The sequence below is a fragment of the Pseudohaliea rubra DSM 19751 genome (assembly GCF_000764025.1).
Taxonomy (GTDB): domain Bacteria; phylum Pseudomonadota; class Gammaproteobacteria; order Pseudomonadales; family Halieaceae; genus Pseudohaliea; species Pseudohaliea rubra.
The window spans coordinates 1-12,157 of sequence record NZ_KN234761.1; the positions used below are offsets into that span (position 1 = coordinate 1).

Sequence of the window (12,157 nt, forward strand, 5' to 3'; positions counted from 1 at the left end):
CGCCGGGGTCGCGGCGGCAAGGTCGAGGTGCAGGGGGTGGGCAACCTGCTGACGCACATGGCCGGCTGCTGCAAACCGCTGCCCGGAGACCGGATCGTCGGCTATATCACGCAGGGGCGGGGCGTCAGCGTGCACCGGGCCGATTGCCCGCGGGTCATGCAGTTTCAGGAAGAGGCCCCGCAGCGCATTATCGAGGTCGATTGGGGCGCGGCCGAGGGCGATCGCTTTGAGGTGGATCTCGCTATCGAAGCCTATGATCGTCAGGGGCTGCTCCGCGATGTGACCGAGCTCTTCGCCAATGCGCGCACCAACGTCCTGGCCATCAACACCCTGTCGAACAAGCATACGCACACGGCGACCATGCGCCTCACGGTGGAGATTACCGATCTCGGCTCCCTTGCGAAGCTACTGGAGCGCCTCAACCGCCTGAAGAACGTGATTTCTGCCGCCCGCCTGAACCGCTGAAGGAGCCTCCGTGCCCGACCAAGACTGTTACGGCCTCGACGATCTGTTACGTATCATGGAGCGACTCCGGGACCCGGAAACGGGCTGCCCCTGGGACCTGAAACAGGATTTCCAGAGCATCGTCCCCTCGACGATCGAGGAGTGCTACGAGCTCGCCGATGCGATCGAGCAGGGCGATTTCGACCACGTGGCCGAGGAGCTCGGCGATGTGTTGTTTCAGGTTGTGTTCTACGGCCAGCTCGGGCGCGAGGCCGGGCTTTTCGACTTCCCGGGGATCGTGCACACCCTCGCCGACAAGCTGGTGCGCCGCCATCCGCACGTCTTTGCCGCCGGCGCCATCGAGGGGGTCATGCGGGGCGACCTCGACGAGCAGCAGGTCAAGGCGCAGTGGGAGGCTATCAAGGCGGACGAGCGTCGCGCCCGCGACCAGGGTCATGTCCTCGCCGATGTGCCCAGGGCCCTGCCGGCCCTGCCGAGAGCGCAAAAGCTGCAAAAGCGGGCCGCGCGGGTCGGCTTCGACTGGGAGAATCCTGCAGGGGTCTTCGCCAAGCTCGACGAGGAACTCGCTGAGCTGCGTGCGGCGGTGACAGCGGGCGAAGGTGCAGCGATCAGCGAGGAGGTCGGCGACCTGCTGTTTACCTGCGTGAATCTGGCCCGGCAGCTCAAAGTGGACAGCGAGACGGCGCTGCGCGGCGCCAATGCAAAGTTCGAGGCGCGGATCAGGGCCATGGAGGAGGCGGTGCAGGCCGAGGGCGGGCGCCTTGAGAACCTGGATGCGCAAGCCCTGGAGCAGCGCTGGGCGGCAGCCAAGGCGACACTCGCTTCGACCAAAGGCGGGTAGCCACGCTCTTGTGCCTGTCGAAGGCGCTGTGTAAGGTTGGGCACCTTTTCGACGGGGCCGGCGCCCAGTACCTGCCGCCACGTCTTCCCAGCGACTGCAACGACGAGGAAAATACATGCGTCTGATACTCCTGGGTGCTCCCGGCGCCGGCAAGGGCACGCAAGCCAAGTTCATCACCGAGCGACTCGGGATCCCCCAGATCTCCACCGGCGACATGCTGCGCGCCGCGGTCAAGGCCGAGAGCGAGCTCGGTCTTGCCGCAAAGGCGGTAATGGATGCCGGGGGCCTGGTCTCGGACGACATCATCATCGGTCTCGTCAACGAACGCATTGCCCAGCCCGACTGCGCGGATGGTTTTCTTTTCGACGGTTTCCCGCGAACCATTCCCCAGGCCCAGGCCATGGTCGATGCCGGTGTCGATCTCGACCACGTGCTAGAGATCGCCGTGGACGACGAGGAGATCGTCGGCCGTCTTTCCGGGCGCCGCGTGCACCCGCCGTCCGGACGGGTCTACCACCTGGAGCACAACCCACCGAAAGTCCCCGGCGTCGATGATGAGACCGGCGACGCACTGGTGCAGCGCGACGACGACCGGGAAGATACGGTACGCAAGCGTCTTGCGGTCTACCACGAACAGACCAGCCCCCTCGTCGCTTTCTACCGGGAGATGGAGGGGCAGAGTGCGCCCGACTATCACCGGGTCGAGGGCGTCGGTTCCGTTGACGATATTCGCACCCGCGTTTTCAACGCCCTCGGTATCAGCTGAGCACCGCTCCGCGGCTGCCGCTTCCGGGCCCCTGGTTATAGTTGCTGAAAGCGTCGGCTTCGTCGGAAAAACCCACGGCGCTTCCCGCCAGCGTGTCGTACCAGCCCCGGACACTTCGCCCCCCCGCATCGAGATAGGCTCCCACCTGGTGCGCTGCCTCCGCCGTGAGCAGCGCGCAGAGATAGTGGTCGCGGCCGCCGGCGCGAGCCCAGGTCACGGCATCGCTCCGGGCGACCAGGGCGCCGCGGAGCGTCGCCACGAGGTCCACCGGCAGGGCGGGGACGTCGCAGGGGGCGAGGGCCAGCAGCCAGTTTGGGGGCAGCTCCGCGAGGGCGGCTTCGAGGCCTGCCAGCGGGCCCTGGTGGAGCGGTCGCCGGTCCTTGACCACCCCGTCGCCGAGGGCCGCGTAGCGGGTCGCATGGCGGTTGCAGGCGACCAGCAGCCGGTCGACCTGCGGGCGCAGCCGTGCGGCGACGGTGCCGGCAAGGGTACTGGTCCCGAAGGGAAGCATTCCCTTGTCGGCACCGCCGACACGGTGCCCGGCGCCGCCTGCCAGGAGCAGGCCGAGTACCGGCTCGGCAGCAGTGGGGGTGGGCATGGTGATCTCCTGGGTGAGTGCCAGCCAAGTATGGGATACTTGCCCACCGACTCGCGACTCCGGAGCAAGCCATGAGCGACGGCCCCGCCGTGCTCGCCGTGGAAACGGCGACTGATGCCTGCAGTGTCGCCCTCGCTCTCGGCGGGGAGCTCCGCAGCCGTCACGAGGTGGTGCCGCGGCAGCATCAGCAGCGCCTCTTTGCGATGATCCACGAGCTCGCCGGCAGTGCCCCCCTGGCGGCGCTCGGCCTCGACCTGATCGCCTACGGGCGCGGCCCCGGCTCCTTTACCGGTTTGCGGATCGCTGCGGCGGCGGCCCAGGGTCTCGCCTTCAGCCTTGGTCTCCCGATCGCCGGTGTGCCGACGCTTGCTATTCAGGCGCAAACGGCGCTGCGCCGGGGCGAGGCCGCGCCGGGCAGTGTCATTCTGAGTACCATCGACGCACGCATCGGCGAGCTCTACTGGGCTTTGTACGATTGCACCGATGAACTGCCCCGGGCGCTGTCCGAACCGGCCGTATGCCGGCCGGAGGCACTCCCGGTGTCAAGGCTTGCCGCCGAGGTTGCCTCCGGGCGTCCGCTTTATCTTGTCGGCTCCGGGGCGGCCTTTGCCGATGCCATGCCCGCGGGCCTGCCGGCCTTCGCGGGCTCGGCGCCCGCACTGCTGCCGGAGGCTGAGGACCTGGTGCCGCTGGCCCGGGCCTGCCTCGCCGCGGGCGAGGCAGGCAGCGCGGCCGGCGTTGCTCCCCTCTATGTCCAGGGCGGCGACCGCTGGAAGACCCTGGCCGAACAGGGCCGGGCCCGGTGATCGAGCCCTGGCAGGCGGCGCTCCTCGCGCTGGTGCAGGGGCTCACGGAATTCCTGCCCATCTCCAGTTCGGCGCACCTGGTGATTCCGGGGCTCGTGTTCGGCTGGCCGGATCAGGGGCTCGCTTTCGACGTGGCCGTGCATGTCGGCACCCTCGCCGCGGTGCTGTTCTATTTCCGGCGTGATCTCGCGGAGCTTGCTGTGGGTACCGGCAGTGCCCTGGTCCAGCGGCGTCTGACGGTGCCGGCGAGGGAGGTACTGGCGCTGGCCCTGGGCACGCTGCCGGTTGTGCTGGCGGGTTTTCTCGCCGGCGATTTTGTCGAGGCGCGGCTGCGCAACTTGCCGGTCATCGCCAGCACGACGCTGCTCTTCGGGCTGCTGCTCGTCGCTGCGCATCGGGCGAGTCGGCGGGCCGGGGGCACGACAGTCACGCTCGTCGCGGCCGTGGCCATCGGCCTGGCACAGGTGCTGGCGCTCGTTCCCGGCACCTCCCGCTCCGGCATCACCATGACCGCGGCCATGCTCCTCGGCGTGGGGCGCACGGCGGCGGCCCGTTTCTCGTTCCTGCTGTCGATCCCGGTGATAGCCGGGGCGGGGCTTTTAAAGGTCGCACAGCTGGCCTCGGCGCCCGCAGCGGTCCCCTGGCTGCCGCTGGCCCTGGCGGCGCTCCTTGCCGGCCTTTGCGCCTACAGCTGCATCGCGCTGTTCCTGCGCTGGGTCGATCGTATCGGCCTTCTGCCTTTTGCTGCTTACCGGGTCTGCCTCTCGCTGGTGCTGTACGCCCTGTGGTTGGCATAATGATCGTTTTATCGGGCGGGGAAACACCATGAAGGTTGCGTTTATCGGCCTGGGCGTCATGGGCTATCCCATGGCGGGGCACCTTGCCGCGGCCGGCTACGGCGTGACCGTGTATAACCGCACGGCGGCCCGCGCTGAGGCCTGGTGCGCCGAACATGGCGGCGCTCGCGGCGCGACGCCGGCCGAGGCCGCCGACGGCGCGGACCTGGTCTTTGTCTGCGTCGGCAATGATGACGATGTGCGCGCGGTGGTTCTCGGGGAGCAGGGCGCGCTGCCGGTCATGGCGGCGGGAAGCCTGCTGGTCGATCACACTACCGCTTCCGCGCGGCTCGCCCGGGAGCTGCAGGGCGCAGCGGCTGCGCGCGGCGTTGCCTTCCTCGACGCGCCGGTCTCCGGCGGCCAGGCCGGCGCTGAAAAGGGCGCGCTCACGGTCATGGCCGGCGGTGATGAGGATGCCTTCGCCCATGCCGAGCCCGTGCTCGCCGCCTACGCACGCTGTGCCCGGCGTCTCGGTCCCGCAGGCAGCGGACAGCTGGCCAAGATGGTCAACCAGATCTGCATTGCCGGTGTCGTTCAGGGACTGGCCGAGGGTCTGGCCTTTGCCGAGCGCGCAGGCCTTGACGGCGCGGCGGTGGTAGAAGTGATTGCCCAGGGGGCCGCTCAGTCCTGGCAGATGGAGAACCGCTACGAGACCATGCTTGCCGGCGATTACGAGCATGGTTTTGCTGTCGACTGGATGCGCAAAGATCTCGGCCTGGTGCTCGAGGAGGCGAACCGGCACAAGCTCGGGCTGCCTCTGACCAGCCTGGTAGACAGTTTCTACGCGGACGTGCAGCACATGGGCGGCGGGCGCTGGGACACTTCCAGCCTGTTTGCACGGCTGCGCGCCATCGCCGATCTCGGCCCGGAGGAGCGCTGACATGGGCAGCGCCGCCTTCAACGAGGGTCTGTTTGCCTTCCTCTCCCGCGCGACGACGCCCTTTCACGCCGTGGAGGCCATGGCTGAGGCCCTCGGGGCTGCGGGTTACACGGCCTTGCCGGAGGACCGCAGCTGGTCCCTCGCGCCCGGGGGGCGCTACTACACCACGCGTAACGGCTCCAGTCTGGTAGCGTTCCGCCTCGGCAGGGAGCGGACTGCGGGTCTGCGCATGGTGGGAGCACACACGGACAGCCCGTGCCTCATGATCAAGCCGAACCCGGACCTTACACGCCACGGCTGCTATCAGCTGGGCGTTGAGGTCTACGGCGGCGCGCTGTTGAATCCGTGGTTCGACCGCGACCTGTCGATCGCCGGTCGAGTCAGTTTTAGTTGCCAGGATGGCACTCTGGGGACAGCGCTCGTCGATCTGCGCGAAGCCCTCGCGGTGATCCCGAGCCTCGCTATCCACCTGGACCGGGAGGCCAACAGCGGTCGCAGCGTCAACCCGCAAACGGATATTCTGCCACTGCTCTGCCTGCCCGGCGACGGCGAGGAGCCAGCGCTGCGCGCACTTCTCGAGGAGCACCTCCGGGACCGGGGCCTCGCCCCCGCCGAGGTGCTCGCCTACGAACTCAACCTCTACGACACACAGCCGCCGGCGCGGGTCGGGCTGCAGGGGCAGTTCATCACCAGCGCGCGCCTCGATAACCTGTTGTCCTGCTACACGGGGCTGCGCGCACTCCTCGACAGCGAGGAGGGCGAGCCCGGTCTCCTGGTGTGCAATGATCATGAGGAGGTAGGCAGCGTGTCCGCCGCCGGCGCGCAGGGCCCGTTCCTTCGCTCCGTGCTGCAGCGCATTGCGGGCGACGGCGAGGCCTTCTCCTGCCTGGTCGACCGCTCCCTGCTTATCTCCGCGGATAACGCCCACGCGGTACACCCGAACTACCCTGATCGACACGACGGCAACCACGGGCCGCGGCTCGGCGGCGGTCCGGTGATCAAGCTTAATGCGAATCAGCGCTACGCGAGCAACAGTGAGACTTCGGCGCTGTTCCGGCAGCTTGCGAAGCAGGTCGCTGTGCCCGTACAAAGCTTCGTGACGCGGACGGATATGGCCTGTGGCAGCACCATTGGCCCGCTCACGGCTGCGGAGGTCGGTGTGCGCACGCTGGATGTGGGTGTGCCTACCTTTGCCATGCACTCGATCCGTGAGACCGCGGGCAGCGAGGACGCCCCGGCGCTCTGCCGCGTGCTGCGCGCGTTCTACGAGGCCCCGGAGCCGCTGTTCCCGGGCGCGGACTCTCGGCCCTGACGCCTCACGCGCACTGCGTGAGCGTGCGGGATTTCGACCGATAGCAATGGCCGGCAAACCCGGTATCATTGGCGGCTTTTTCCAGGGGGCGCAAGGCATGGGCAAGCAGCGGTATCTCACCGGCATCACTACGACCGGGACGCCGCACCTCGGCAACTATGTCGGCGCCATCCGGCCTGCGATCGAGGCGGTGAACGCTGGCGGAGCCGACTACTTCTTTTTTCTGGCTGACTACCACGCTCTCATCAAATGCACGGATCCCGCGCAGGTGCGGCGCTCCTCCCGGGAGATCGCCGCCACCTGGCTCGCCCTCGGCCTGGATACGGAACAGGCTGTGTTCTACCGCCAGTCCGACGTACCGGAGATCCCGGAGCTTACCTGGATCCTCGGCTGCAGCGCTGCCAAGGGGCTCATGAACCGGGCCCATGCCTATAAGGCCGCGGTGCAGGCGAACGAGGAAGCGGGGGAGGACCCGGATTACGGCGTCACCATGGGTCTGTTCAACTACCCGGTGCTCATGGCCGCGGATATTCTCATGTTCAATGCGACCCACGTCCCCGTGGGGCGTGATCAGCTCCAGCATCTGGAGATGGCTCGGGATATCGGCCAGCGCTTCAATCATAACTTTGCCGAGCTGTTCACGCTGCCTGATGCGGTGGTGGACGACAGCGTCGCCGTGCTCCAGGGCCTGGACGGACGCAAGATGAGCAAGAGCTACGGCAACACCATTCCGCTCTTCGAGGGCGAGAAAAAGCTGCGCAAGGCGGTCAACAAGATCAAGACCAACCTGCTCGAGCCCGGTGAGCCCAAGGACCCGGAGCGCTCTACGGTATTCCAGATCTGGTCCGCCTTCGCGCCGCCGGCGGAGGTGGAGCGCATGCGCAGGGAGTTTGCCGCGGGCATAGCCTGGGGCGAGGCCAAGAAGCAGCTCTTCGAACTGATCAACGAGGAATTGTCCCCCGCGCGGGAACGCTATGAGGCGCTCCTGGCCGACCCGGGCTACATCGAGGCGGTACTGAAGGCCGGCGCCGAGCGCGCCCGGGCCGTAGCGGTGCCGCTCATGGAGCGGGTGCGCGAGGCCGTCGGCATCGCGCCTGTGGATGCCTGAGGCTTCCCTCAGAGCCGGTAGCTGAGGCCGATCCCCCCGTAGAAGTTGCGGCCCGGCGCCGGTTCGATAAAGCGGTTGAACGTCTGGTTCACGCGCACGTTGGCGAAGAAGGCCTCGTCGAACAGGTTGTTGATGCCGAGGTAGGGGCTCACGGCCAGCCGGCCCCTCTGGTAGCGGCGACCGAGGCGCAGGTTGCTGACCGTGTAGCCGTCTACCTGCGCCGCGGGGCTGTTGGCGTCATCGGCATAGAGCTCGCCGACGCGCAGCAGGTCCCAGGTGGCATACCAGCCGTCGCTGTGGGTCCAGGCGAGCTCAGCGAAAAGCTGCGACTCCGGTACGCCCGGGAGCATGTTGCCGTCAAAACGCTCGCCGCCCGCCCGGAAGCGATCGTAGCGGAAATCGTTATAGCTGTACGCCAGGGTCAGGCGCAGGCCTTCGCGAAGCTGCGCTTCCGCAGCGAGTTCCAGCCCCTCCCGGGTGGAGCTGCCTGCATTGCGGAAAAATACATCGCCGGCGGTCTCGAAGGGTACCAGTTCATCCTCGAGGTCGATGCGGAAGAGCGCCAGCTCGTAACTCAGCCGTCCGCCGACAAGGCCCTTCACCCCGACTTCATAGTTGGTAGAGGTCTGAGCCTCAAGGGATTCCAGGAAACCGGGCCCGGCGGGGTCCTCGAGCTGGTTCAGGCTGGGTGTTTCAAAGGAAGTGGACAGGTTGGCATAGAGGTTGGCCCAGGCCGTCGGCGACCAGAGCAGTCCCGCCATGGGTGTGAACTCATCGAACTGTATGGCGCCGGAGTTATCACCGTCCTCGAGGAACTCATCGCTCAGCTTGAAGTCCAGTGCCTCGTAGCGCCCGCTCAGGCGCAGCATCACCGTCTCGCTGAGCGTCAGCTCATCCTGCAGGTAGATGGCGACGCTATCGACCGCCTCGCGCTGGCGCTGGGTCAGGGCGCCCCGGTTGCCGCTGCGGTCTGCATCGAAGCGCTCCCGGTCATCTTCCTGGGCGGTGACTTCCATCCCGGCGATGAAGCGGTTGCTGCGTCCTGCGACGGTGCCGGCGAGCTGGTATTCAAGGCCACCACCGATATAACGCCGGTCGAAGGTCGTGTGATCGACGAAGGGGCAGGGCAGCCGGGCGTCGAACTGGCGGTCCAGCAGGTACCCCCGAAGGCGCAGCGACTGGCCTTCACCGAGACTCTTTCGCAGGACAACCCCGGTCCGGTACTGGTCCGCCGTCTCACGCACGCCGCAGTCGACATTCAGCTGCCGGGCGCGGTCCCGCGGACCTTCTGCTAGCTCCGCGGGGGTCAGGGCACCGGGGTCACGGGCTTCCTTGTCGAGGGCGGCGAAAACGGCCGTCAGCTCCAGCGTGGGATCGATGCGGTAGTGGAACGTGGAGTTGAAGGTGGTTGTGTCGGCCTGTGAATGGTCGCGGAAGCCCTCCAGATCCTGGCGGCGGACGCTCGCGAGGTAGCCGAGGTCGCCGCTGGTACCGCTGGCCTTGAGCTGCAGCTGCCGCTGTCCGTAGTCGCCGACGGTGGCCCGCGTCTCCACCGTGGGCTGCTCCTGCGGCTGCTCGCTGTAAATGTTGATGGCGCCCCCGGCGGCGGTGCCGAAGAGAGCGGCCGAGGGCCCCCGCAACACTTCGATACGACCCATGGAGCCCATGTCCAGATCATCCACCTGGCTGGTGCCGTCCGGCGTAGTGAGCGGGATGTCGTCTACCGCGAGGCGAATGCCACTCTGACCGAACTGCGCTCGCGCGCCGAAGCCACGGATGGCAATGCGCAGATCCTGATTGAGGTTATAGCGGTTCTGAAAGAAGACTCCGGGGACCCGCGCCAGGGCCTCGTCGATGCCGATCTGCTGGCGTCCGAGCTGAAGATCGTCTCCAGTGACGGCGGTGATCGCAAAGGGCGTCTGCTGCACGGTGCTGTCGAGGCGTGGAGAGACCACGATGATTTCCTCAAGAGCCGTGGAAGCGGTTGCCGGAGCGGCGATCAGACCGGACAAAAAGAGCAGGGCGGCACGGCAGCGGGACATGGCAGATCCTTTAACACAGTGGCGCGGCACTATAACAAAGCTCTGCAGCTGGGACGAAAACCGCGTCCCGGCCCCGTCTGCTATCATGCGCCCCCCGGCTGGAGGCCCGCCATGGACAGCGCAGCGCAGGTACTTGCGGTTAACGATGATCTTCCCATCCGCACCGGCGCCCCGGTGCACAGCGGCAAGGTGCGGGCTGTCTACTGGTTGACGGAGCGTGACTCCCGGCGCCTCGCCGAAGACCGCGGCTACCGGGTGGTGCCGGGTGCCCCCCTGGGCATCATGGTGATCTCGGACAGGCTCTCGGCCTTTGACTGCCTCTGGCGTGCCGAGGGCGGCTGGGACGGTGTGCCGGGAAAAGGGGCCGCTCTCAATGCCATCGCCGCGCACTGGTTCCGAAGTTTCGCCGCCGCGGGCCTTGCGCCGGCACACCTGCTGGAAGCTCCGCACCCGCTTCTCTGGGTGGTACAGCGGGCCCGGCCTCTGGCCCTTGAGGCGATTGCCCGGCAGTACATTACGGGGTCTCTGTGGCGTGCCTACGAGGCCGGTGAGCGCAGCTTCTGCGGTATCGCTCTACCGGAGGGCCTGGGCGCTCATGAGCGGCTGCCCGAGCTGCTCATGACGCCCTCTACGAAGGGCGTGCTCCGCGGCCTCCCGGGAGTGCCCGAAGCGGACGATGTCAACATCAGTCGCGCGCAGCTCCTCAAGCACCGTGCGGCCTTCGGCTTTGAGGACCCGGGCGATGTCGACCACTACACCACGCTTCTCGCGTCCGGCTTCCGGCTCATCGAGCGTGAGCTCGCGGCGCTGGACCTGGTCTTCGTCGATACCAAGTTCGAGTTCGGCTATGTGGACACCGCCGAGGGCACCGCGCAGCTGATCTACCTCGACGAGGTCGGTACCCCCGACTCCTCCCGGATCTGGGACGGGCCCCGCTATCGCGCGGGAGAAGTGGTGGAGTTCTCGAAGGAGGCCTTCCGTCAGGCACTGCTGTCCGGTGCGCCCGATCCCGCGGTGCTCCTCGACAAGGGCCGCATGGCGTCCCGGCAGGCCCTCGCCCGGGAGTGGATTCTGCCGCGAGCACTTTTCGAGCAGGTGTCGGCCAGCTACCGGGGTCTGGCTGAACGGCTCACCGGGGAGCGTCTGGCGGTGCCGGAACGGCCGCGGGAAGAACTCACGGGAGTACTCGCCGACGAACTCGGCCTGCTGGACTGACCGGTGCTCGTCGACCCGGCTTTCTATGCCGTCAGCATCCCCGGCGTACTGCTTTACGGCATCGCCAAGGGCGGCTTCGGCGGCGCCGTGGCGATCCTGGCCGTGCCCCTTATGGCGCTGGTCATGCCACCGGCCCAGGCTGCGGCGATCCTCTTGCCGATCCTGTGCGTGATGGATGCGGTAGTCGTGCGCACCTACTGGGGCCAGTTCGACGGCAGGGCCCTGCGGTTGCTCCTGCCCGGAGCAGCGGTCGGTATCGTGCTCGGTTATCTGACCCTGGATGTCATGAACGAGCACTGGCTGCGCCTGCTGGTCGGGACCGTTGCCGGAAGCTTCGGTGTGCTCACGCTGCTTGGGCTGCAGGCCATGACCGGCCGTGAGCATCACCCGGGCACCGCCGGTTTCTTCGGGGGTCTCGCGGGTTTTACCAGCTTCTCGATTCACGCAGGGGGCCCGCCGCTCACCATGTACCTGTTGCCCAAGGGGCTGCCGCCCCTGGTTTTCGCCGGCACGGCAGGGCTGTTTTTCGCCGTAGTCAATGCGCTGAAGCTGCTTCCTTATTACCTGCTCGGGCAGTTCTCCGCCGAAAACCTCCTGTACTCTCTGGTACTGGTGCCGCTGGCGCCTGTCGGTGTGCGCATCGGCCACTGGCTGGTACGCCTGTCCCGGCCGGCGGTGTATTACCGGATCATCTCCGTCTTCCTCGTGGTCGTTGGTATCAAACTCTGCGCCGACGGCCTTGGAGGGCTGGGCGTGAGCGGCGTGCCGGCTCCCTAGAGTCGGGCTCGGCCGCAGGCTATAATGCTGCCCCCGCAGGACGACAGGGCAGCGTCGGCGGCGCGGCCCGAGCCAGCAAGGAGTATTCATGCAGATCGTCAAGCTCACCGACACCGTAGGCGTTTCCGGACAGATCAGCCCGGCGGAGTTCCCGGCACTGGCCGAGGCCGGTTACCGGGTGATCGTGAACAATCGACCGGATGGCGAGGCCCTCGAGCAGCCCAGCTCCGCAGAGTTTGCCGCCGCCGCCGAGGCCGCGGGCCTCGAGTATCACTACTATCCCCTCAATGCCTTCAACTACCCCGGGGACGATGTCGGCGCCATTGCCCGACTCTTCGATGACGGCGAGCGGCCGGTCCTCGCGTTCTGCCGCAGTGGCACCCGGTCCACGAACCTGTGGATTTCCAGCCGCGCACCTGAAGAGCAGGAGTCGGCGCGGGAGCACGCCCGCAGCCTCGGCTTCGATGTGTCCATGTCCGGGCGCTGAGGGTGCTCTGTCCGTCCGGCGGAG

13 protein-coding genes are annotated in these 12,157 nt (G+C 67.3%); 11 read left to right on the forward strand and 2 right to left on the reverse strand.

The genetic code is table 11. The features are described 5' to 3' along the window. The 3 genes from HRUBRA_RS07795 to adk form a co-directional block, all read left to right on the forward strand. On the forward strand, positions 1-465 hold a 465-nt coding region (locus HRUBRA_RS07795; protein WP_035516113.1), incomplete at its 5' end, for an ACT domain-containing protein. A gap of 10 nt (positions 466-475) precedes the next feature. After that, positions 476-1,306: a nucleoside triphosphate pyrophosphohydrolase gene (mazG, locus tag HRUBRA_RS07800; RefSeq protein WP_035516115.1), complete on the forward strand. Its 831-nt coding sequence runs from the start codon at positions 476-478 to the stop codon at positions 1,304-1,306. 115 nt (positions 1,307-1,421) lie between these two features. Continuing rightward, positions 1,422-2,072 carry an adenylate kinase gene (adk, locus tag HRUBRA_RS07805; protein WP_035516116.1) on the forward strand — a complete coding sequence of 217 codons (651 nt, stop codon included), beginning with the start codon at positions 1,422-1,424 and terminating at the stop codon, positions 2,070-2,072. Here the strand turns inward: adk and mobA are convergent. Beyond that, the gene (mobA, locus tag HRUBRA_RS14695; RefSeq protein WP_052094523.1) at positions 2,065-2,670 is read right to left on the reverse strand and encodes a molybdenum cofactor guanylyltransferase MobA; all 606 of its coding nucleotides are present in this window, start codon (positions 2,668-2,670) and stop codon (positions 2,065-2,067) included. The genes adk and mobA overlap by 8 nt on opposite strands. Before the next feature lie 71 nt (positions 2,671-2,741). Here mobA and tsaB point away from each other — a divergent pair, with 71 nt between their 5' ends. The 5 genes from tsaB to HRUBRA_RS07835 all read left to right on the forward strand — a co-directional run bounded on the left by tsaB (position 2,742) and on the right by HRUBRA_RS07835 (position 7,612). Further along, complete coding sequence (gene tsaB / locus HRUBRA_RS07815; RefSeq protein WP_035516117.1) at positions 2,742-3,476, forward strand: tRNA (adenosine(37)-N6)-threonylcarbamoyltransferase complex dimerization subunit type 1 TsaB; 735 nt, start codon at positions 2,742-2,744, stop codon at positions 3,474-3,476. Beyond that, a complete protein-coding gene (locus tag HRUBRA_RS07820; protein WP_035516175.1) occupies positions 3,476-4,273 on the forward strand; it encodes an undecaprenyl-diphosphate phosphatase in 798 nt (265 codons plus the stop codon). Before tsaB ends, HRUBRA_RS07820 begins: the two co-directional genes overlap by 1 nt. A 28-nt stretch (positions 4,274-4,301) precedes the next feature. Beyond that, positions 4,302-5,192, forward strand: a complete 891-nt coding sequence (locus tag HRUBRA_RS07825) for an NAD(P)-dependent oxidoreductase (protein ID WP_035516118.1) — start codon at positions 4,302-4,304, stop codon at positions 5,190-5,192. Between the two features lies 1 nt (position 5,193). After that, positions 5,194-6,504, forward strand: coding sequence for a M18 family aminopeptidase (locus HRUBRA_RS07830; protein WP_035516120.1), 1,311 nt, complete (start codon positions 5,194-5,196; stop codon positions 6,502-6,504). 97 nt (positions 6,505-6,601) lie between these two features. Then, complete coding sequence (locus tag HRUBRA_RS07835) at positions 6,602-7,612, forward strand: tryptophan--tRNA ligase (protein ID WP_035516177.1); 1,011 nt, start codon at positions 6,602-6,604, stop codon at positions 7,610-7,612. 8 nt (positions 7,613-7,620) lie between these two features. Here the strand turns inward: HRUBRA_RS07835 and HRUBRA_RS07840 are convergent, their stop codons facing one another. Continuing rightward, on the reverse strand, positions 7,621-9,654 hold the full coding sequence (locus HRUBRA_RS07840; RefSeq protein WP_035516121.1) for a TonB-dependent receptor family protein: 2,034 nt from the start codon (positions 9,652-9,654) through the stop codon (positions 7,621-7,623). 111 nt (positions 9,655-9,765) lie between these two features. Here HRUBRA_RS07840 and purC point away from each other — a divergent pair, with 111 nt between their 5' ends. From purC to HRUBRA_RS07855, 3 genes are all read left to right on the forward strand, one after another. Further along, positions 9,766-10,869, forward strand: coding sequence for a phosphoribosylaminoimidazolesuccinocarboxamide synthase (gene purC / locus HRUBRA_RS07845; protein ID WP_035516122.1), 1,104 nt, complete (start codon positions 9,766-9,768; stop codon positions 10,867-10,869). A gap of 3 nt (positions 10,870-10,872) precedes the next feature. Beyond that, entirely contained in the window at positions 10,873-11,646 is a 774-nt protein-coding gene (locus HRUBRA_RS07850) for a sulfite exporter TauE/SafE family protein (protein WP_035516124.1), read from the forward strand. Between the two features lie 88 nt (positions 11,647-11,734). After that, positions 11,735-12,133, forward strand: coding sequence for a protein tyrosine phosphatase family protein (locus HRUBRA_RS07855; protein WP_035516126.1), 399 nt, complete (start codon positions 11,735-11,737; stop codon positions 12,131-12,133). Positions 12,134-12,157 lie beyond the last annotated feature (24 nt).

Coding starts and splice junctions, on each gene's coding strand:
- tsaB (WP_035516117.1), top strand. CDS start 2,742: ATGAGCGACGGCCCCGCCGTGCTCGCCGTGGAAACGGCGACTGATGCC.
- HRUBRA_RS07855 (WP_035516126.1), top strand. CDS start 11,735: ATGCAGATCGTCAAGCTCACCGACACCGTAGGCGTTTCCGGACAGATC.
- HRUBRA_RS07840 (WP_035516121.1), bottom strand. CDS start 9,654: ATGTCCCGCTGCCGTGCCGCCCTGCTCTTTTTGTCCGGTCTGATCGCC.
- HRUBRA_RS07835 (WP_035516177.1), top strand. CDS start 6,602: ATGGGCAAGCAGCGGTATCTCACCGGCATCACTACGACCGGGACGCCG.
- HRUBRA_RS07825 (WP_035516118.1), top strand. CDS start 4,302: ATGAAGGTTGCGTTTATCGGCCTGGGCGTCATGGGCTATCCCATGGCG.
- purC (WP_035516122.1), top strand. CDS start 9,766: ATGGACAGCGCAGCGCAGGTACTTGCGGTTAACGATGATCTTCCCATC.
- mobA (WP_052094523.1), bottom strand. CDS start 2,670: ATGCCCACCCCCACTGCTGCCGAGCCGGTACTCGGCCTGCTCCTGGCA.
- HRUBRA_RS07830 (WP_035516120.1), top strand. CDS start 5,194: ATGGGCAGCGCCGCCTTCAACGAGGGTCTGTTTGCCTTCCTCTCCCGC.
- adk (WP_035516116.1), top strand. CDS start 1,422: ATGCGTCTGATACTCCTGGGTGCTCCCGGCGCCGGCAAGGGCACGCAA.